Below are 18,208 nucleotides of genomic sequence, written 5' to 3' on the forward strand. Positions count from 1 at the left end.
GCGTGCTACTCCCCTTTCGACAGCAGGGAGTATGCCTGGCCGCGCATGTCCCGGCATCTCCGGGGGCTTTTGCATGCACTGCGATGGCGAGGCAGACTGTCCGCAGGCCAAGCTGATGATGGGGCTGACATGAAGAAGATCGTCGTGCTGTTGGACGATGCGGCTCACGCGCAGCAGCACCTGGTGTCGCGCCTGTGCGAGGTGCAGGGCGAGCGCTGCATCCTGGTGGCGTGTGCACCGCGGCTCACGCACCGCGCCTCGAAATGGATGTCGCATGGCTCGCGTGAACACTGGCGCAGCAAATGGGCGGCCAAGCTGTTCGGGCAGATGCGCCCCTGGCTGGAGCGCCAGGGTGTGGAGGCCGAAGCCCACCTTGCCAAGGGCCCCTTGCAAGAGCTGATGCAGGAGCTGGAGCCCGATGAACTGATCGATGTGCGGCGCCCCAAGCTCGAGACGGCCGCTGAGCCGGCGGTAGACCTGCCGCAGCGGCTCGACACACCTGCCGATGCCGAGCCGCAGAACGACGACTCCTCACAACCCTTGCCGGGCCCTGGCGTGCCCAGTGCCGGGCCGCGTCCCACCACCTTGCGCTGCGTGCTGCTGGCCGGTCTCAGCGTGGGCCTCGCGATGCACGACCTTTGATCCTGGATGCCCTGGGCCTGCAGAGGGCGGTGATATTCTCCCCGCCATGAAGATCCTGGCCCGTTGGTTTTTGCTCGCCGCGGCGCTGCTGCTGGTGACCCATCTCTACCCTGGCGTCGAGGTTCGCAGCTTCACGGCGGCGCTGATTGCGGCCCTGGTGCTCGGCTTGCTCAACGCGGTGGTGCGGCCGGTGTTGTTCGTGTTGACACTGCCGGTGACGCTGATGACGCTGGGCTTGTTCCTGTTCGTGATCAACGCGCTGATGTTCTACTTCGCCGCCAACATCCTGGGCGGCCTCAACGTCACGGGCTTCACTGCGGCATTGATCGGCTCGTTGATCTACAGCGCCTGCGGCATCGTCATCGAAGCGGCGCTCGACAGGGTGTTCGACTGAGCACATCGCGGCAGGTTGATGCGCACAGCGCACGCGGGATGCGCAGCACGAGCAGCGGCCGGCCCTGCCGGGTCCGACGCGTTTTGCGGGCACTCTGCTGACGACGGATCGCCAAGACCAACACCGTGGCCGGCGCTGTGCCGTCAGCCGCCCATCTCCTCCCGCACGCGCCGCCGCCATTCGGCTTCGAGCTGCTTCAGGCGTGCATCGACCACCGACGCTTCGATGAAATCACCCCGGCCCGGCTCGCGGGCCAGCTTCTGTGCCGCCCGCAGCCGGTCCATCGCGCCTTGCAGGTCGCCGGTGGCATAGCGTGCCTCGGCCTGCGCCCGCACCGCGCGCAAGGGCTGGCCGAGGCGCTCCCAGGCCTGTGCCAGCAGTTCCCAGGCCTGTGTGTCGGCCGCCTGCATGGACACCCAGGTCTGCAACTCCTCTGCCGTGCGCTTCAAGGCCGGGCTGGCCGCCGGGTGCGCCAGGCCGACCCGCGCCGCGAGCAGCTCGCTGGCACGCGAGCCATCGCCGCGCCAAGGCGCCAGCGCTGTTTCGGCCTGCTGCACGTCGCCGCGTGCCAGCGCCGCTTCGGTGCGCACGAAGGCGAGGCCGCGGCTCGCCCGGCTGTCACCCTTGGCGAGCTGCTCCGCGCGCGCGAGCGCGGTCTCGGCGGTGGGCCAGTCGCGCAGTTCGAGGGCGGCGTGGGCGCGGGTGGCCTCGGCCAACAAGCGCTCGGCGGGCTGTTGGGGCGCGACGTCGGGTGGGCGCAGCCAGGCGCGCCAGGCGTCGGGGCGCGGGTCCATGCGCACGCGCGCCCGGGCCTGCATCACCGCGTGCTCGAACGCCGATCGTGTCCCCAACCCGGCCGCTTTGGCGCTGCTGCTGCCACTGTTGCTGCGCGCGCGCGCCTCGCCGATCCGCTCGCTGGTGAGCGGGTGGGTGCGCAGATAGGGGTAGGCGCCGCTGTCGTTCAGCCGGGAGGTCTGCTGCAGACGCTCGAACATGCTGGCCATGCCGGCCGGTGAGAAACCGGCCTGCTCGAGCACGCCGAAGCCGATGCGGTCGGCCTCGCGTTCCATGTCGCGCGAGAAGTTGAGCTGGCCCTGCAGGGCCACCGCCTGGCCGCCGGTCATCAAGGCGTTGGCAGCCTCGGGGCTGCGGCTCGCGGCCAGCATGCCGACGATCATCGACGCCAGCGCCACCAGCGATTGCTGCTTGCTCTTGGCCAGGCTGCGCGCGATGTGGCGCTGGGTCACGTGCGACAACTCGTGGGCCAGCACCGAGGCGAGTTCGTCGCGGCTGCCGGTGGTGGCGATCAGCCCCAGGTGGACGCCGACATAGCCGCCGGGCAGCGCGAAGGCGTTGACGGTGCGGTCGCGCACCAGGAATGCCTGCCACGCGAAGCGGTCTTCCAGCTCGTTCGACAGCTCGCCACGGGCCCGGGCCGCGCCGAGCAGCGGCTGCCACAGCGACTGCAGGTAGTCGCCCAGCAAGGGGTCGTCGTGGTAGAGCGGGTCGCGCCGGATCTCCGCCATGATGCGGTCGCCCAGTTGGCGCTCGGCGGCGACGCCGAATTCGCCGGAAACACTGTCGCCGAGGGCGGGGAGGTCGTTCTGGGCCTGGGCGGCGGGTGTCAACGCGGGTGCGGCGGGGAACAGCAGCGCGAAGGAGAGAGCCAGCGGGCCCCAGGTGGGGCGCCGGTGGGGGCGTGCAGCGATGGTGGCTTCGGCAATGTGGCGTGGCAACTCGGTCTTCCCTGTGGCAACGAACTCCTTGGAGCCGCGCAGCGGCGCCGCGTTCAATCGGCGACGACGGCCGGCAGGCCCTATCATGCCAAAGCCATGCAAGCCACCGACCCGCCCACCCCGCCGACTGGCGCCCTCACCCACTTCGACGCGCAGGGCCAGGCCCATATGGTGGACGTGGCGTCCAAGGACGTGACGCACCGCGTCGCGCTGGCGCAGGGTTACATCGAGATGGAGCCCGCCACCTTGCAGCTGGTGACGTCCGGCACCGCGAAGAAGGGCGACGTGCTGGGGGTGGCCCGTATCGCCGCGATCCAGGCGGCCAAGCGCACGGCCGACTTGATCCCCTTGTGCCATCCGCTGCCGCTGACGCGGGTCGCGGTGGAGTTCGTCGTCGATGCCTTGGGCGCGCGCGTCGAGTGCCGCGCCCAGGTGGAGACGCTGGGGCGCACCGGCGTCGAGATGGAAGCCCTCACCGCGGTGCAGATCGGGCTGCTGACGATCTACGACATGTGCAAGGCGGTGGACCGCGGCATGACCATCACCGGCGTGCGGGTGCTGGAGAAGCACGGCGGCAAGTCGGGCAGCTTCGTCGCTGCGACGGGCGGCGGCTGAGCGGCCCTGCAGGCCGCAGGCGGTCACGCCCGGTCCGTCACTCGAAGTCTTTCCAGGTCAGGCGGACCGGTGTCAGGTCGCACTGGAACGGGGGGTCGCTGCCCGCGGCTGGAGGCGCCTCGCAAGGCGCGAAAAATTCGTCGCCGAGGGGATGGCGAAACTCACGCAGCCGCTGGGCGACATACACCGCCTTGTCGCGCTCACCGCGCTCGGCCAGCGCTTTTGCATAGGCCACCATCAGGCGCGCGTCGATGAGCTTGTGCAAGGGGCGGTCGAAGGCGTCGAAGACGTCGGACGGCCGACTCGCGGTCGTCACCGCGGCGTAGTCGGCGTGGTGACCGAGCAAGGGGCTGCGCTGGCCGAGGCGGATGCGCTCGGTCAGCGGCCGCAGCCCTGCCGCGCCATGGGGGGCGAAGATCTGCACGATAGGCTCATACGACCACGCCGCGTAGGCCGCGCCGGCCACCATCATGGCAGCGACCATCCGGAACAGCGGCGCCTTGACACCCCGGTCATGCGGCTGTCCGTCCAGTTCCTCGTGCCGGGGGCCGCCGGCGCCGAGGTAGACCCCGAGCAGCAGCGCCGTCGGCAACAGGAAATAGGGATACCAGAGCGGGTATTCGAGCAGGCTGTGCACCAGCACCAGCCCCAGCATCGCCGCCGCCGTCGTCGAGCTGAGCGCATGTTGCGGGTGGGGGTGCACCAGCCCGCGCCGGGCTCGCCACACCAGCCAGCCGAACAGGACGACGAGCGCCGCCGTCGCCGGCAGGCCCAGCTCGACGGCCAGCTGCAGCACCAGGTTGTGGGTGTGGTCGAAGAAGGCGATGGGCCGGTCGGGGAAGGCCGTCAGCGTCCAGGCGAAGTTGAAATTGCCCCAGCCGACGCCGGTCCACGGGTTGTCGCGGATCAGCGCCAGCGTGTTGGACCAGATCGCGAAGCGCGAGCTGCTGATGTCGCTGCCGCTCGACAGACGGGCTTCGCCGAAGTAGACGACACCGCCCAGGTGGCCCCAGGCCCAGACTGCGGCGGTCCAGAACACGGCCGCGGGCAAGGTGGCCATGAGGGTGATCCGCACCGGCCACGGCAAGCGCCGGTCGACGAGGCCCCAGGCAGCGAGCATCACCAGCATCAGCAGGCCCATGCGCGAGCCGGTCAACACCAGGCCGAGCACCAGCACGGCTTGCAGGCTCAGCAGCGCCGTGAGCGGCCAGCGGCGGCCCTGCCCCAGCCAGGCCAGCGCGCAAAGGGCCAGGCTGAGCACGGTGGCGAGTTGGTTGGGTTGACGCAGGTTGCCCACGGCGCGGCCGGCGGTGGCCGGTGTTGCGATCAACCAGGGTGGGGCGAGGGTCGGGGCGAGGTATTGGAGCAAGCCGATCAGCGCGCCGGTGACGCCGGCGGCGAGCACCGCTGCGGCGATGCTGGTCATCAGGACGTCCGGGCAACGGCGTGCGCTGGAGGCCGCGGCGACGGTGAGCGCCAGTGCGGAGACGGCCAGCAGCACCGAGGCGGGGAGCAGGCCCGGCAGCACGGTGCCGATGAGGACGCCGGCGAGGGCGGGCAGCGCGGCGGTGGCCAGGGGCTGAGGAGGCTGCCGTGTGACGCCGTCAGTTCGCGCGCGGCTGAGGGGGCCGCTGCCCACGGCGGCAAGATGCCACAGCAGCAGGCCCATGCCCGCGACGCTGAAGATCGCGTTGTAGAAGACGGTGGAGGGAGCACGCGAGGCGGCCACCCAGGTGGGCGCCGCGATGGCCAGCAGATAGGGCCATGGGAGGCGGTTGAGAGACGGCACCGCGTGATTGTGCAGGAGAGCGAGGCCTAGCGCGGGGACGCGCTTCGCCGATGGCTTCTAGCTCGAACCGCTCAAAAGAAAAACGCCTGCGTCAGCAGGCGTTTTCAAGGCGGGAGCACCTTGTAATGCTCCCTAGAGGCGCAACGGCTGGTGAGGGGTCCTCATCTAGCCAGTCACACCCTTATGATTACTTGCACTCGTTAGGAGCAAAGCGGGCAGGCAGGGTACCGGCGACCGGGTTGAGCAGATCGCGAGTGGTGGCACTGCTGTTGGCGTCAGATGCGCAAGCCCAGTCCACCGAACCGGTGGCACCGGCGGCGGCGGCGCTCAAGCGGGTGATCGTGCCGGCTGCGTTGAGGTAAGGGGTCAGAACGATGGTGCGCGCATCCGCGATGGTGCCGATGTTTTCTTCGCGGTATTCGATCGTGATCACGCCAGTGGTGCCGTCGATGCGAATCTCTTCGACGTACTTGGACTCCGGGGGAGCGGCGGCCACTTGGGTCGCGTAGGCCGCAACGCCAGCCATGCCGTCCGAAGCGTACATGCTAGACATGTCAGCCTTCAGCGCGCTGGCCAGGCTGAGACCTTCCGTGATCTTCGCGCGCACGGTGTAGTCCTGGTACGCGGGCAGGGCCACGGCAGCCAGGATACCGATGATCGCCACGACGATCATCAGTTCGATCAGCGTGAAGCCCTTTTGGGCGGCGCGCTTCAGAGACTTCATCTGCTTCATATCGACTCCTTCAGTGTTAGGGGAAGCGCTTTAATCAATGCAGGCCGTGTGCCAGGTATCCAGGCCTGTAATCTTGTGACTTCCTGCACGTTTGTGACAGAGCGGGCCGCAAACGTAAGACGGGACCTGTCATCACGACAGACGGGATGACAATTCCCGTCACTCCGCTACAAACAAACGCGTCAGACGTCGAAGCGCTGGCCGGCTTGCAGATGGGCCAGACGGTGCCCGGTGCCGATGCAGCGCGTCTGCGCCTCGATGCCGGCGTGCTCGCCGGGTTTGGTGTGCGTGATGTAGACCGGCACCTCGGCCGGCACCTGGCGCAGTTCTTCGGCGAGCAGAGTGGGCGCCAGGTGTTTGCTCAGCCGGGCGAGCTCCAGTTCGCCGTCGGCGAACGCGGTTTCGATCACCAGCATCTCGATGCGGCGGTCGGCGAGCAGCGGCCACAGCGCCGGGTTGGGCCCGGTGTCGCCGGTGTAGACCCACCAGCCGTTGTCGCCCTCGACGGCGTAGCCGACCGCGGGCACCGTGTGCTGCGCCGGCAGCACCTCGACCTGTTTGCCGCCCACCTCGAGCCGCTGGCCCACGTCGACGGGCACAAAGCGCAGCACGGGGTGTTCAGGCGTCGGCAACACCGTGAAATCGGGCCAGATGACCCAGTTGAGCACGTGCGCGCGCAGCGCGTCGATGGTCTGCTGTAGCGCGTAGACCGTGATGGGCTGGCGGCGCCGGCTCATCACGCTGTCGGCCAGCAGCGGAATCGAGACGATGTGATCCAGGTGCGAGTGGCTGAGCAGGATATGGTCGACGGCGGCCAGCTCGTCCAGCGTCAGGTCGCCCACCCCGGTGCCGGCGTCGACGAGCAAGTCGTGGTCGAGCAGGAACGACGTGGTCTTGCATCCTGCTGCAATGGCCCCCGAGCAACCTAATACTCGGACTTTCATCCCGAGAGAGCTTTCTTTCTTGGTGATCTATTTGGAATCGACGCTGAAAGCGCCGTCCCAGCCTGCCGGTGGCGGTTGCTTGCGCAAATGCGACACGCGGTAAGCAAACAGACTGTACAGCTGACGTCCCGGGTTCAAGCGTTGCAAATTCAACAGTTGAACGTCCGCCTGGTCCCAATCCTGTGCCCGGTAGGCTTTCAGTGCCATATGCCACGCTGCCAGCTCGCTGGCGAGCGCCTTGTCGTGCTCCGGCGAGGCGGCCAGCGGCGTGTAGAGCGTCAGCAGGCGCTCCTTGCCCTTGATCCGGACGCGGTCAACCTCTTGCCACGCCAGGTGGGGCGCGGCCTCGCGCGTGCCCTCACCCACCAGCACGTCGACGCCGTAGCTGCGCGTCAGCGCCTCCAGGCGCGACGCCACCTGCACGGTGTCGCCCAGCACCGTGTAGCTGGGCCGCTGCTCGGAGCCGAGGTCGCCGACACAGGCCATGCCGGTGTTCAGGCCGATGCCGAAGCCGACGTCGGGCAGCCCGCGCGCCCGCAGCGCCTGGTTCAGCGGCGCCAAGGCCAGCACCATGTCGCGTGCTGCGGCGACGGCGCGCTCGGCGTAGTCGGGTGCCGGCAGTGGCGCTCCCCAGAACGCCATCAGCCCGTCGCCGATGTATTTGTCGAGCGTGCCGCGGTGCTGGGCGACCACCTCGGTCATGCGGGTCAGGAACATCTGCATCAGCTCACGCACCTGTTCGGCTTCCAGCGGCGCCGACAGCTGCGAGAAGTTGCGCAGGTCGCAAAACAGCACGCTGACGGGCTGGCGAGCCGCAAGGGCCGGCGCCTGGCTCGGCGTGCTGGCGACCAGCTCGTCGAGTTGGTCCGGCGACAGATGGCGCCCGTAGACACGTTCGAGGGCGCGCCGCGGGCGGCCCTCGAGGCAGTAGGCACACAGCAGGTGGATGACGAACAGCAGCGTGGCGAGCCACAGCAGCGACGCCAGCGGCATCACCAGCCGCTGGCCGGCGTAGAGCCAGAAATTGAGGCCGACCAACGCGGCGACGACGGCCAGCACGGCGGCCGCGGCCGCGGCCGGCCGGAGCCGCGGCAACCACAGCGCCAGGCCCACGCCGGCCAGCAGCAGCATCAGCACCTCATAGCCGAGCGCGTAGTCGGGCCGCACCGGCAGGCGGCCGTCGAGCAGGCCGGACAGCAGGTTGGCGTGGGCCTCCACGCCGGGGTAGACCTCGCCGACCGGCGTGGTGCGCAGGTCGTACATGCCCGGGGCGGTCGTGCCGACCAGCACGATGCGCTCGCGCAGCTCGCCCGGCGCCAGCTTGCCCTGCAGCAGCTCAGACGCCGAGACATAGCGGAACGACCCGCCGGCGGGTCCTCCCGGGCCGCGATAAGGCACCAGGGCGCCGACGCGCGCGTCGACCGGGATCGCCAGGCGGCCGCCGGGCCGGCGCAGCTCCAGGCTCTCGAGCCCCTGGTAGCTGCGCGGCAGCCAGCGCTCCGGCGGGAACCCGGGGGCGACCTCGGTGTGGCCCAGCAGGCGTCGGAACATCGCCAACGGCAGAGATTCGTAGTAGCGGCCTTCGTGCTCCGCCAGCAGCGGGGCCGACCGCACCACCCCGTCGCCATCGGGCAGCGAATTGAAAAAGCCGGCCACCGGCGCCGCGGCGGCGAGCTCGGGCAGGTTGGCGCCATAACCTTCCCAGCGCGTGAAGCGCACCGGCCGGCCGGCGAGGTCGCTGCGGTCCATCACCGGCGCGGGCAGGCTGCCGTGGCGGCCGGCGCTGCCTTCGGCGTTGAAGTAATAACCCAGCACGACCGGCCGGCCGCGCAAGGCGTCGGCAAAGCGCGCGTCGTGGTCGAGCGGGCCGCGCAGTTCCTGGAGTTTGGCCAGAAACTGAGGCTGGTCCTTCAGTTCGCGGCGGGCGAGTTGCTCGAGCTGTTGCAGGCCCGAGCTGCGATCGGGCTCGGCGAACACGATGTCGAAGCCGACCAAACGGACTTGCTGGCGCTCGAACAGTTCGCGCACCAGCGCCGCCATGTGCTGCCGGCCCCATGGCCAGCGGCCGACCTCGGCCAGGCTTTTTTCGTCGATGTCGACGATGACGATGCGCTCGTCGAGGCTGCCCGGCAAGGTCGCACGCAAGCGCGTGTCGTAGATCAGGTGGTCGAGCCGGCTCACCCAACCCAGCGGCAGGACACCTGTCGCGTGGGCCAGCATCACCAGCAGGGCGGCCGCGGCGAGGGCCAGGCGCGGCCCATGCAGTTTCAGGAACACAACCCGGTCCTCGCGGTCGCGCCGGCCCGCAGCGAGGCGAGGGGCACCTGTGTCTCGATCCCCGCACGGGCTGCCACGTGCGAGGAGCGCCGTCGCCGGGTCGTCGGAAGCTGGGGGCGAATGGAGGACCGCAGGCGCGCGGAGCGCGGCGGGTGCGGGCGCGCCCACAACGGGCGGGAGCCGGCACGTCGGAAGGTTTCATCGCGGGCTGGAGGCTCAGCCGCTCAGCCCTCGCTCAGGACTGCACGAACTGCATCTGGGTGCCGGCCAGCTCGATGACGTCGCCGTTCTTCAGGTGCACCGGATCGTTGCCGACGGGGCTGCCATTGACGGTGGGCTTCATCGCACCTTCGACGTGAGCGAACACATAGCCGCCCGGGCGCTTGGTGATGGACGCGACCTGGACGCCGGGCTTGCCGACCGTGGTCACGACCTTGGTGAGGCTGACCTCGCGCCCCGCCGCCGCACCGTTGAGCACCTTGATCGACGCAGCGGGGACGCCCGAGGCCCCCAAACCACCGAAGTTTGACGGCGCACCCAGCGGGGAGGCGGCCGCCGGGCTGACGCCGCCCACCGGCAGGCCGGGCGTGCTGCCCGGCTTCATCACCATGGTCTTCTCGTACTCGTTGGCCTCGTCGGTCACGTACTTGATCTTGTACTTGCCGATCTCGACGGTGTCGTTGTGAGTGAGCAGTTGCTTCTTGACGGCCTTGCCGTTGATGTAGGTGCCGTTGGTGCTGTTGAGGTCTTCGATGAAGACGTCGGTGCCCACCATCTGCAGCACGGCGTGTTCACCGCTGACGGCCAGGTTGTCGATCACGATGTCGTTGTAGGGACGCCGACCCAAGGTGGTCTTGTCTTTGGTGAGCTGGACTTCCTTGATCACCACCCCGTCGAGCGAAACAACCAGTTTCCCCATGCTTGACCTCTATTGAATATGTCTTGTGACGCTGCTCGAACTGCCATCAGCGTCTGAACGGCCACCATGAACGGCCAGTTGTTGCGGTTCCCTGGGCACGCACCAGCACGACGGCGATATTATCCCGTCCGCCTGCTGCATTGGCGGCGGCCACCAGGCCAGTGCCGGCTTCCCTCAAGTCGTTGGCACTTTGCAACACGGCAGCGATCTGATCGTCGCTGATCATGTCCGACAGCCCATCCGAGCACAGCAGGATGAGGTCGCCGGACAACAAGTCGTGCAGATGCGTCTCCAGCAGCACGCTGTCTTCGACGCCCACCGCACGGGTCACGAGGTTCTTGTTGGAGGAAAACGCGGCCTGCTCGGGTGTGATCAGGCCGGCGTCGATCTGTTCCTGCAGCAGCGAGTGGTCTTTGGTGATCTGCGTCAGCCGGCCGTTGCGGAAACGATAGCCGCGCGAGTCGCCGATGTGGCCCATCAGCAGCCGCCCTTCCCGGCACACCGCCAGCACCAGCGTCGTGCCCATGCCCGAATACTGCGGGTTGGAGTTGGCGGCGTTGAAGATGGCGCGGTTGGCGTTCTCGACGCAGATGTCCATCGCGCGGCGCACGTCGGTGTCGCTCGCATTGCCCGAGGCTTCGGTCAGCCAGCGGCCCAACTCGGACTTGATGAAGGCGGTGGCCATGCCGCTGGCGATCTCGCCTGCGTTGTAGCCGCCCATGCCGTCGGCCAACACGGCGAGACCCGCTTGCTCGTCCACTGCCACCGAGTCTTCGTTGTTGTCGCGGGCGCGACCCGGGTCGGTCAGGCTGAAGAACTCGAAGGACATCGAAGCAGAACTCAAGGCCGGCACCTGTTGTTAGGTTTTGGAGCGGGTTGGGGTGGCCGGGTGGGCCGGATTGTGCCGCGGATCGACCGCCGGGGATTGCGCCGAGCCCCCCCGGTCCCGGGGGTTCAGGTGCAGCGTCGCGTCGTGGTTGTCAGCCCTGGCAGACGCTGCCCCGGGCGATGATGGGGTGTGGGCCCCTGCGAGCGCAGTGGCCGCTGCGCCGGCGGGCAGCACGGTGGTGGCGCCGTCGTCGACGGGCTCGGCTGCGGCCGGCGCGGGGCCCAGCGAGGCGGCCACCTTGAGCAGGTCGGCTGCCAGCTGCTCCCCGTCTGCATAGCGCACTTCAGGTCGCTTTTCCATCGCAAGCGCCACGATGTTGGCGAGCGCTTCGGGTAGCTCGGGCCGCAGGCCCCGGATGTCGGGCGTCGGCTCGTTGGCGATCTTATACATCAGCTCCGCCATCGACTCGCCCCGGAACGGCAATTGCCCCGTCAGCAACTGAAACAACGTGACGCCCAGCGAATAGAGGTCGCTGCGGCCGTCGATCTTCTTGCCCGCCATCTGTTCGGGCGACATGAAGGACGGCGTGCCGAGCACCATGCCGGTCTTGGTGCGCGAGGCATCGGTGATGCGCGCGATGCCGAAATCCGTGACCTTGACGGTGTTGCTCGCCGGGTCGTACATGATGTTGGCCGGCTTGATGTCGCGGTGCACCACACCTTGCTGGTGCGCATACGCCAGCGCCTGGGCCACGCGCGCGACGATGGACAGCACCTGGGCGGTGGGCAGCAGCGCGCCCGCGCGCGTGGCGGCCACGAGGTCCTGGCCGCGCAGGAATTCCATCGCGATGTAGGCCAGGTCGTTTTCCTCGCCGGCGTCGAAGATCGTCACGATGTGCGGGTGCTGCAAACGCCCTGCGGTCTCGGCTTCGCGGAAGAAGCGCTCGCGGGCATCGTCGAGTTCGGCACCTTCGAACTCCTGGCTGAGGGCCAGCGTCTTGATCGCCACCTGCCGCCCGATCTTGGGGTCGCGGCCAAGGTAGACCACCCCCATCGCGCCTTTGCCCAACTCCTTCTCGACCTGGTAGCGGCCCAGCATGGGCTTTTCCACCTGCCCCGCGCCCAGCAGGACGGTCGCGGCGGTGTTGGCCGCGCCGCCCAGCATCACAGTTTCGGAGAGGTTTTTGGCGCGCGCCAGTTTGGTCTGCAGGTCCTTGTAGCCCGGGTCGTAGCCGGCCATGTGCTCGTAGATCGCCTGCGCCTTGTTGAACTGCCGCTTGCGCTCGAAGTCGAGCGCGAGGTTGTACAGGTTGTCCATCACCGGCGGCGCCAACGGCACACGCCGGAACTTGTCGAAGGCCATGTCGAGCTGGCCCTGGCCCTGCAGCGCCAGGCCGAGCATGCGGTTGGTCTCGGCCGACTCTTCGTCGGACTTCTGCTTGCCGGCCTCGGTGACGAGGAAACGCTTGGTGGTCAGCAGCAAATGGCCGATCAGCAGCAGCGACGCCGGCAGCACCAGGCGTAGCCACACGGCGCTGCCGCTGAGCACCACCACCTCGCCGAGCAGCAACACCAGCAGCACCACGCCGGTGGTGGTGGCGCCCACGCCGGCCGACAGGCGTGGCAGCAGCGCGATGAGGTAGAGCGCCACCAACGCAACGGCCCCCAGCGAAACCGCGTGGGCCCAGCCGGGGGTGGTCACGAAGTGCTCGGACAGGATGCTGGAGGTGATGTGCGCGAGCGTCTCCACCGGCGTCATCGACGACGCCACCGGCGTGGGCAGCGTGGTGCCGATGCCGGCCGCGGTGGCGCCGATCAGCACGATCTTGTCGGCGTATTTCGACGCCGGGATGGCGCCGCTCAGCACCTCGTAGAAGGAGTCGATCTGGAAGGCCGGCTTGCCGCCTTGCGCCACATAGAAGTGCGGCCGCATCAGTGCCGCGCCATCGGTCACGATGCGCAGCCGACCCAGCTCGACCACGTCATCCTGGACGCGGATGTCGCCCGGCCCCAGGTTGAGGCTTTTGGCGGCGGCCAGCAGGGCCAGCGAGGGCACGGCCCGACCGTGATAGTCGACCAGCAAGGCGTCGCGCCGGATGGCGCCGTCGGGGTCTTGGATCTGACGCAGGTGTCCGCTGCCGATCGACTTGCTGCCCAGCAGCTCGATCGGTTGCTGGGTCTGGTCGGCACTGAGCAGCGTGGCGCTGCCGGTGTCGATGGTGCTGGCCTGTGCGAAGTCTGGCAGTGGTCGGTCGGGGCGGCCCACCGGCTCGCCGAAATGCAGGTCGGACGCCAGCAGCACGTTGCCGGCGCGGGCCAGGCTGGCGGCCAACCGGTTGTCGGTGTCGAGCGCCTGCTCGGCCTGGGCGATCACGCGGGCGGCGGCACTGTTGGGCCCTGCGGTGCCCGGCTCGGCGGCCAGGGCCTGCTTGACCTGACGGATGTAGTCGAGCCCGCGGTCTTGCTGCGGCTCGAAAAAGAAGGCGGTGTGAACGACCGTCTTGGCCTTCGCTGCAGCGAGCTTGTCGATCAGCTGCGCGTGCACCTCACGCGACCAGGGCCAGCGGCCGATGTTGCCGACACTACGGTCGTCGATGGCGATCACGGCGATGCGCTCGGACGGCACGCGCGACGCGCTCGACATGCCGAAATCGTAGTAGCGGCGTTCCATGCCCGAGATGAAGTCGGTCACGCCGTGCAGCAGCAAGACTCCCAGCACGACGCAGACGCCGACGAACCAGTCAGCCCGCCAGACGCTCCCCTTCCTCTTGCCCATTGCAGTCCCGTGCCTTCGCGTTGCCGCTTTTAGAGTGTCTGGCACGTTAGCAGAGCCCCCATGCCAACACAAGAAGGGCCTCAGACGCCTGAGGCCCTGGCTCTGGAACAGAGTCTAGCGGGGGGCTTTGCCCTTGCCGTCCCCTGTCGTGGGGACGGCGGGCCGTCGACGCGAGCGCGTCGTGGTGTCAGGCTGCCGGCTGGGATGCCGTGTGGCGGCGTGCGAGCAGCTTGCCGATGAGCAGCACGATCAGTGCGCCGCCGATGCCCGACGCGTATTTGACCGTGTCGGTCTGCGGCAGTTGGGGCAAGTAGGTGGTGACGGCCGGGTCGGTGAGTGCCATGGTGCCGGCGATCCAGCCCAGCAGCATCGCGCCGAGCGTGATGATGACCGGGAAACGGTCCATCAGCTTGATCACCAACTGGCTGCCCCAGACGATGATCGGGATGCTGACCAGCAGGCCGAAGATCACCAACGGCATCTGGTGACCCGGGCCGGCGGTTTCGGCGGCCCCTGCGATCGCGATCACGTTGTCGAGGCTCATCACGAAGTCGGCCACGATGACGGTCTTCACGGCCGCCCACAGCTTGTCGCTGGCCTGGATGTTGCCGTGCGCATCCTCGTCTTCGGGGGCCAGCAGCTTGATGCCGATCCACAGCAGCAGCAGCGCGCCGACGATCTTCAGGAAAGAGATCTTCAGCAGCGTCAACGCGAAGAAGATCAACACGACGCGCAAGCCGATCGCGCCGGCCGTGCCCCACAGGATGCCGAGGCGGCGCTGGGCGGGCGGCAGCTTGCGGCAGGCAAGCGCGATCACGACGGCGTTGTCGCCGCCGAGCAGGATGTCGATCATGATGATCTGGCCCACCGCGAGCCAGAACTCGGCTGTGAGGAATTGCTCCACGTCCAGTCCTTCAGAGATGAATTGAAATCGCGACGATGCGCATCGCAGGGCGAGATTGGCGCAAGTGTAGAGGCGCGCTGGACGCCCCCCTTGCGAGGAAGTACGTAGCGTTCAAGAGCCCCCCGGCGGCCTGCGTCGTGTTCAGCCGAGGCCGGGCGGTTGAACCTGAGCGGCCCTCGCTGCCGGTTGGCCGGCTGCTCGGTGACGGTGTCCCTGCGCTTGCTTGACCCATCGCTCGCGGTCGATCCGACCTCGTGTTCGCGCTTGCGCCAAAAACGCGGAAGGCCGCCAGCGCGGCCTTCCGTGTCGCTCAACTGCCGATCAGATCACGCTCTTCAGCAGCTTGCCCATCTCGGACGGGTTGCGGGTGACTTTGAAGCCGCACTCTTCCATGATGGCCAGCTTCGCGTCGGCCGTGTCGGCGCCGCCCGAGATCAGCGCGCCGGCGTGGCCCATGCGCTTGCCGGCCGGCGCGGTGACGCCGGCGATGAAGCCGACCACCGGCTTCTTCATGTGGTCCTTGCACCAACGCGCCGCTTCGGCCTCGTCCGGGCCGCCGATCTCACCGATCATGATGACGGCGTCGGTCTCGGGGTCGTCGTTGAACATGCGCATCACGTCGATGTGCTTGAGCCCGTTGATCGGGTCGCCGCCGATACCGACCGCCGAGCTTTGGCCCAGGCCCAGTTCGGTCAGCTGCGCCACCGCTTCATAGGTCAGCGTGCCCGAGCGCGAGACCACGCCGATGCGGCCCCTGCGGTGGATGTGGCCGGGCATGATGCCGATCTTGATTTCGTCGGGCGTGATCAGGCCGGGGCAGTTCGGGCCCAGCAGCAGCGTTTCCTTGCCACCCGCCGCGACCTTGGCCTTCATCTTGTTGCGCACTTCGAGCATGTCGCGCACCGGGATGCCTTCGGTGATGCAGATCGCCAGGTCGAGGTCGGCCTCGACGGCTTCCCAGATCGCGGCAGCAGCGCCGGCGGGCGGCACATAGATGACCGACACGGTGGCGCCGGTCGCCTTGGCGGCTTCACCGACGTTGGCATAGATGGGAATGCCTTCGAAGTCTTCGCCGGCCTTCTTGGGGTTCACGCCGGCCACGAAGCAGTTCTTGCCGTTCGCGTAGTCACGGCACATGCGGGTGTGGAACTGCCCGGTCTTGCCCGTGATGCCCTGGGTGATGACCTTGGTGTCCTTGTTGATCAGGATGCTCATATCGATTCCTCTCAGGGCAATTACTTCACCGCGGCCACGACTTTTTGCGCGGCTTCGGCCATGGTGTCGGCGGAGATGATGGGCAGGCCGGATTCGGCCAGCATCTTCTTGCCCAGGTCTTCGTTGGTGCCCTTCATGCGCACCACCAGCGGCACTTTCAGGCCCACCGCGCGGCTGGCGGTGATGACACCGTCGGCGATCACGTCGCAGCGCATGATGCCGCCGAAGATGTTGACCAGGATGGCCTTCACGTTGGGGTTCTTCAACATGATCTTGAAGGCCTCGGTGACCTTCTCGGCGGTCGCGCCGCCGCCCACGTCGAGGAAGTTGGCCGGCTCGCCGCCGAACAGCTTGATGGTGTCCATCGTCGCCATGGCCAGGCCCGCGCCGTTGACCAGACAACCGATGTTGCCGTCGAGCTGGATGTAGGCCAGGTCGAATTTGGAGGCTTCGATTTCGGCCGGGTCTTCTTCGTCGAGGTCGCGGTAGGCGACGATCTCGGGATGGCGGAACAGCGCGTTGGCGTCGAAGTTGAACTTGGCGTCGAGCGCCTTGATGTTGCCGTTGCCCTCGAGGATCAGCGGGTTGATCTCGGCCAGGCTGGCGTCGGTCGCCATGTAGCACTCATAGAGCTTGCGGAACACGTCGATGGCCTGGGCCACCGAGGCGTCGGGCACGCCGATGCCCTTGGCCAGTTCGGTGGCCTGGGCGTCGGTCAGGCCCGCCGCCGGGTCGACGAACACCTTGATGATCTTCTCGGGGGTGGCGTGCGCCACTTCCTCGATGTCCATGCCGCCTTCGCTGGAGGCCATCATCGCGACGCGCTGCGTGCCGCGGTCGGTGACGGCGGCGACGTAGTATTCCTTCTTGATGTCGGCGCCTTCTTCGATCATCAGGCGGCGCACCTTCTGGCCTTCCGGGCCGGTCTGGTGGGTCTTGAGCTGCATGCCCAGGATCTGCTCCGACAGCGACTTGACCTCGTCCAGCGAGCGCGCCAGCTTCACACCACCGCCCTTGCCACGGCCACCGGCGTGGATCTGGGCCTTCACCACCCACACCGGGCCCCCGAGCTTCTGTGCCGCTTCGATGGCTTCCTGCACGGTGAACGCGGGATAGCCGCGCGGCACCGGCACACCGAAATTGCGCAAGATCTCCTTGCCTTGGTACTCATGGATCTTCATGGTGTGTCGCTCTCTAAGACGGTTCTACGGGGGAGGGTTGCAGGAGACCGGACTGGCCTTCGTGGGGCCGGTACCAGCGCGGGTAATGGAGGCGCACCGCTTCACCATCCGATCGCAGCGCATGGCAGCGGTCGAGCTGGAACGGGGCTTGTTGGGTGTCGGCGCTCGCGCCTTCGCGCACGTCGAAGACCTCGCCGGCAAAGGCCTGGATCACGGCGGTGGGAAGCACCTGGGTCATCTCGGTGATGTGGGTGCAGCCGTGTATGCCGCCCAGGCGCTCTTTGACGGCCTGGCGGAAGTTGCGGAACAGGTTCAGGCCCACCAGGCGCGCGTAGGCGTCGCCGTGCTGGTCGCAGTGCCCCGGGTAGGGCATGCTGTCGGTGACGGCGCCGGCCGACACGATGTTGAGTTCGCGATCGACCACCAGCCGCAAGGTCATGTCGTGGAAGGGCTCGCCGGCGCGGCGGACGCCGCTGGCCAGTTGGTGGTCGCGCGTCTTGACGTCGACCAGGCGGGCGTCGACCTCCCAAAGGCCGTCGTCACGGACATAGACGGCAAGGTCGATGCTGCGGCGGTGCTTGAGCTGGCGTTGGGGAGCAGCCGTGGGAAGAGCCATGTCAGCCGGTTTCAGGCGAGTGTCGGCGAGCCCGTCACTTTAGCATGGTGCGTCGCATCAAACCTTGCAGCTGCCTGTCAAGGAGGGTTTGTAACCGGCGGGGGCTTGTCGGCGGGGCGACGAGGGGCCGGAAGTGGCGGCCTTGCGGCCCGGCGTCACAGGTCGTCGTCGGTGCCGCGCACCACACGGCGGATCACCTCGGCCGAAAAACCGCGGCCGGCGAGAAAGCGCATCTGACGGGCACGCTCTGCCGGCTCGGTGGCGACGAGGCCGAATTTGCGCTGCCAGACCGCCTGCGCGCGTTCGTATTCAGTGCCGCGCGCGCGCTCGAGCGCCTCGGCCACCAGCTCGGTGTCCAGCCCATGCCCGTGCAGTTCCTGCCGCAACCGCGCGGTGCCGAAGCGGGCCGACTTGCGGTGCATCACCGACTCGACGAAACGGGCCTGCGACAGCAAACCCTGGGTTTCGAGTTGGTCGAGCACCGCCTGCAGCTGGCCCGGCTCTTCTTCGTGCGGCGCAAGCTTGCGCTCCAGCTCACGGCGCGAGTGCTCGCGCGCGGCCAGATACTTCAACGCCCGGCCCTTCAGCGACAGCTTGCCGAAACCCACCGGTGCCCCCGGCCTGTGCGCACCGCAGGGG

At 68.1% G+C, this 18,208-nt stretch carries 16 protein-coding genes; 3 read left to right on the forward strand and 13 right to left on the reverse strand.

Features of this window, described 5'->3' with window-relative positions:
- The first annotated feature begins 129 nt into the window (after positions 1–129).
- Both AAW51_RS27700 and AAW51_RS00465 read left to right on the forward strand, forming a co-directional pair.
- Positions 130–642 carry a hypothetical protein gene (locus AAW51_RS27700; RefSeq protein WP_053013218.1) on the forward strand — a complete coding sequence of 171 codons (513 nt, stop codon included), beginning with the start codon at positions 130–132 and terminating at the stop codon, positions 640–642.
- A 46-nt stretch (positions 643–688) separates the two neighbouring features.
- Positions 689–1,036 (forward strand): phage holin family protein, encoded by a 348-nt coding sequence (locus tag AAW51_RS00465; RefSeq protein ID WP_047193048.1) that lies wholly within the window; start codon positions 689–691, stop codon positions 1,034–1,036.
- A 143-nt stretch (positions 1,037–1,179) separates the two neighbouring features.
- On the opposite strand, the gene AAW51_RS00470 is transcribed toward AAW51_RS00465, so the two are convergent.
- Positions 1,180–2,859 (reverse strand): M48 family metalloprotease, encoded by a 1,680-nt coding sequence (locus AAW51_RS00470; protein WP_083437966.1) that lies wholly within the window; start codon positions 2,857–2,859, stop codon positions 1,180–1,182.
- A 9-nt stretch (positions 2,860–2,868) separates the two neighbouring features.
- Between AAW51_RS00470 and moaC the strand changes: the two genes are divergently transcribed.
- Positions 2,869–3,387 carry a cyclic pyranopterin monophosphate synthase MoaC gene (gene moaC, locus AAW51_RS00475; protein WP_047193049.1) on the forward strand — a complete coding sequence of 173 codons (519 nt, stop codon included), beginning with the start codon at positions 2,869–2,871 and terminating at the stop codon, positions 3,385–3,387.
- 37 nt (positions 3,388–3,424) lie between these two features.
- Here the strand turns inward: moaC and AAW51_RS00480 are convergent, their stop codons facing one another.
- From AAW51_RS00480 to recX, 12 genes are all read right to left on the reverse strand, one after another.
- A complete protein-coding gene (locus tag AAW51_RS00480; protein ID WP_047193050.1) occupies positions 3,425–5,176 on the reverse strand; it encodes a PglL family O-oligosaccharyltransferase in 1,752 nt (583 codons plus the stop codon).
- Positions 5,177–5,363: 187 nt separating this feature from the next.
- Positions 5,364–5,900: a pilin gene (locus AAW51_RS00485; RefSeq protein WP_053013973.1), complete on the reverse strand. Its 537-nt coding sequence runs from the start codon at positions 5,898–5,900 to the stop codon at positions 5,364–5,366.
- Between the two features lie 191 nt (positions 5,901–6,091).
- Positions 6,092–6,853 carry an MBL fold metallo-hydrolase gene (locus AAW51_RS00490; RefSeq protein WP_047193052.1) on the reverse strand — a complete coding sequence of 254 codons (762 nt, stop codon included), beginning with the start codon at positions 6,851–6,853 and terminating at the stop codon, positions 6,092–6,094.
- Positions 6,854–6,880: 27 nt separating this feature from the next.
- Positions 6,881–9,130 (reverse strand): CHASE2 domain-containing protein, encoded by a 2,250-nt coding sequence (locus AAW51_RS00495; protein WP_238947715.1) that lies wholly within the window; start codon positions 9,128–9,130, stop codon positions 6,881–6,883.
- A gap of 235 nt (positions 9,131–9,365) precedes the next feature.
- Complete coding sequence (locus AAW51_RS00500; RefSeq protein ID WP_047193053.1) at positions 9,366–10,049, reverse strand: FHA domain-containing protein; 684 nt, start codon at positions 10,047–10,049, stop codon at positions 9,366–9,368.
- Positions 10,050–10,095: 46 nt separating this feature from the next.
- On the reverse strand, positions 10,096–10,878 hold the full coding sequence (locus AAW51_RS00505) for a Stp1/IreP family PP2C-type Ser/Thr phosphatase (RefSeq protein WP_047193054.1): 783 nt from the start codon (positions 10,876–10,878) through the stop codon (positions 10,096–10,098).
- A 30-nt stretch (positions 10,879–10,908) separates the two neighbouring features.
- The gene (locus AAW51_RS00510) at positions 10,909–13,653 is read right to left on the reverse strand and encodes a CHASE2 domain-containing serine/threonine-protein kinase (RefSeq protein ID WP_083437967.1); all 2,745 of its coding nucleotides are present in this window, start codon (positions 13,651–13,653) and stop codon (positions 10,909–10,911) included.
- Between the two features lie 187 nt (positions 13,654–13,840).
- Positions 13,841–14,557, reverse strand: coding sequence for a TerC family protein (locus tag AAW51_RS00515; protein WP_047193055.1), 717 nt, complete (start codon positions 14,555–14,557; stop codon positions 13,841–13,843).
- A 321-nt stretch (positions 14,558–14,878) separates the two neighbouring features.
- Entirely contained in the window at positions 14,879–15,772 is an 894-nt protein-coding gene (gene sucD, locus AAW51_RS00520) for a succinate--CoA ligase subunit alpha (protein ID WP_047193056.1), read from the reverse strand.
- A gap of 20 nt (positions 15,773–15,792) precedes the next feature.
- Positions 15,793–16,953, reverse strand: coding sequence for an ADP-forming succinate--CoA ligase subunit beta (sucC, locus tag AAW51_RS00525; RefSeq protein WP_047193057.1), 1,161 nt, complete (start codon positions 16,951–16,953; stop codon positions 15,793–15,795).
- A gap of 13 nt (positions 16,954–16,966) precedes the next feature.
- Positions 16,967–17,569: a DUF2889 domain-containing protein gene (locus tag AAW51_RS00530; protein WP_047193058.1), complete on the reverse strand. Its 603-nt coding sequence runs from the start codon at positions 17,567–17,569 to the stop codon at positions 16,967–16,969.
- A gap of 155 nt (positions 17,570–17,724) precedes the next feature.
- Complete coding sequence (recX, locus tag AAW51_RS00535) at positions 17,725–18,177, reverse strand: recombination regulator RecX (RefSeq protein WP_047193059.1); 453 nt, start codon at positions 18,175–18,177, stop codon at positions 17,725–17,727.
- Positions 18,178–18,208: the final 31 nt, after the last annotated feature.

The sequence above is a fragment of the Caldimonas brevitalea genome (assembly GCF_001017435.1).
In the GTDB taxonomy this organism is placed as follows: domain Bacteria; phylum Pseudomonadota; class Gammaproteobacteria; order Burkholderiales; family Burkholderiaceae_C; genus Caldimonas; species Caldimonas brevitalea.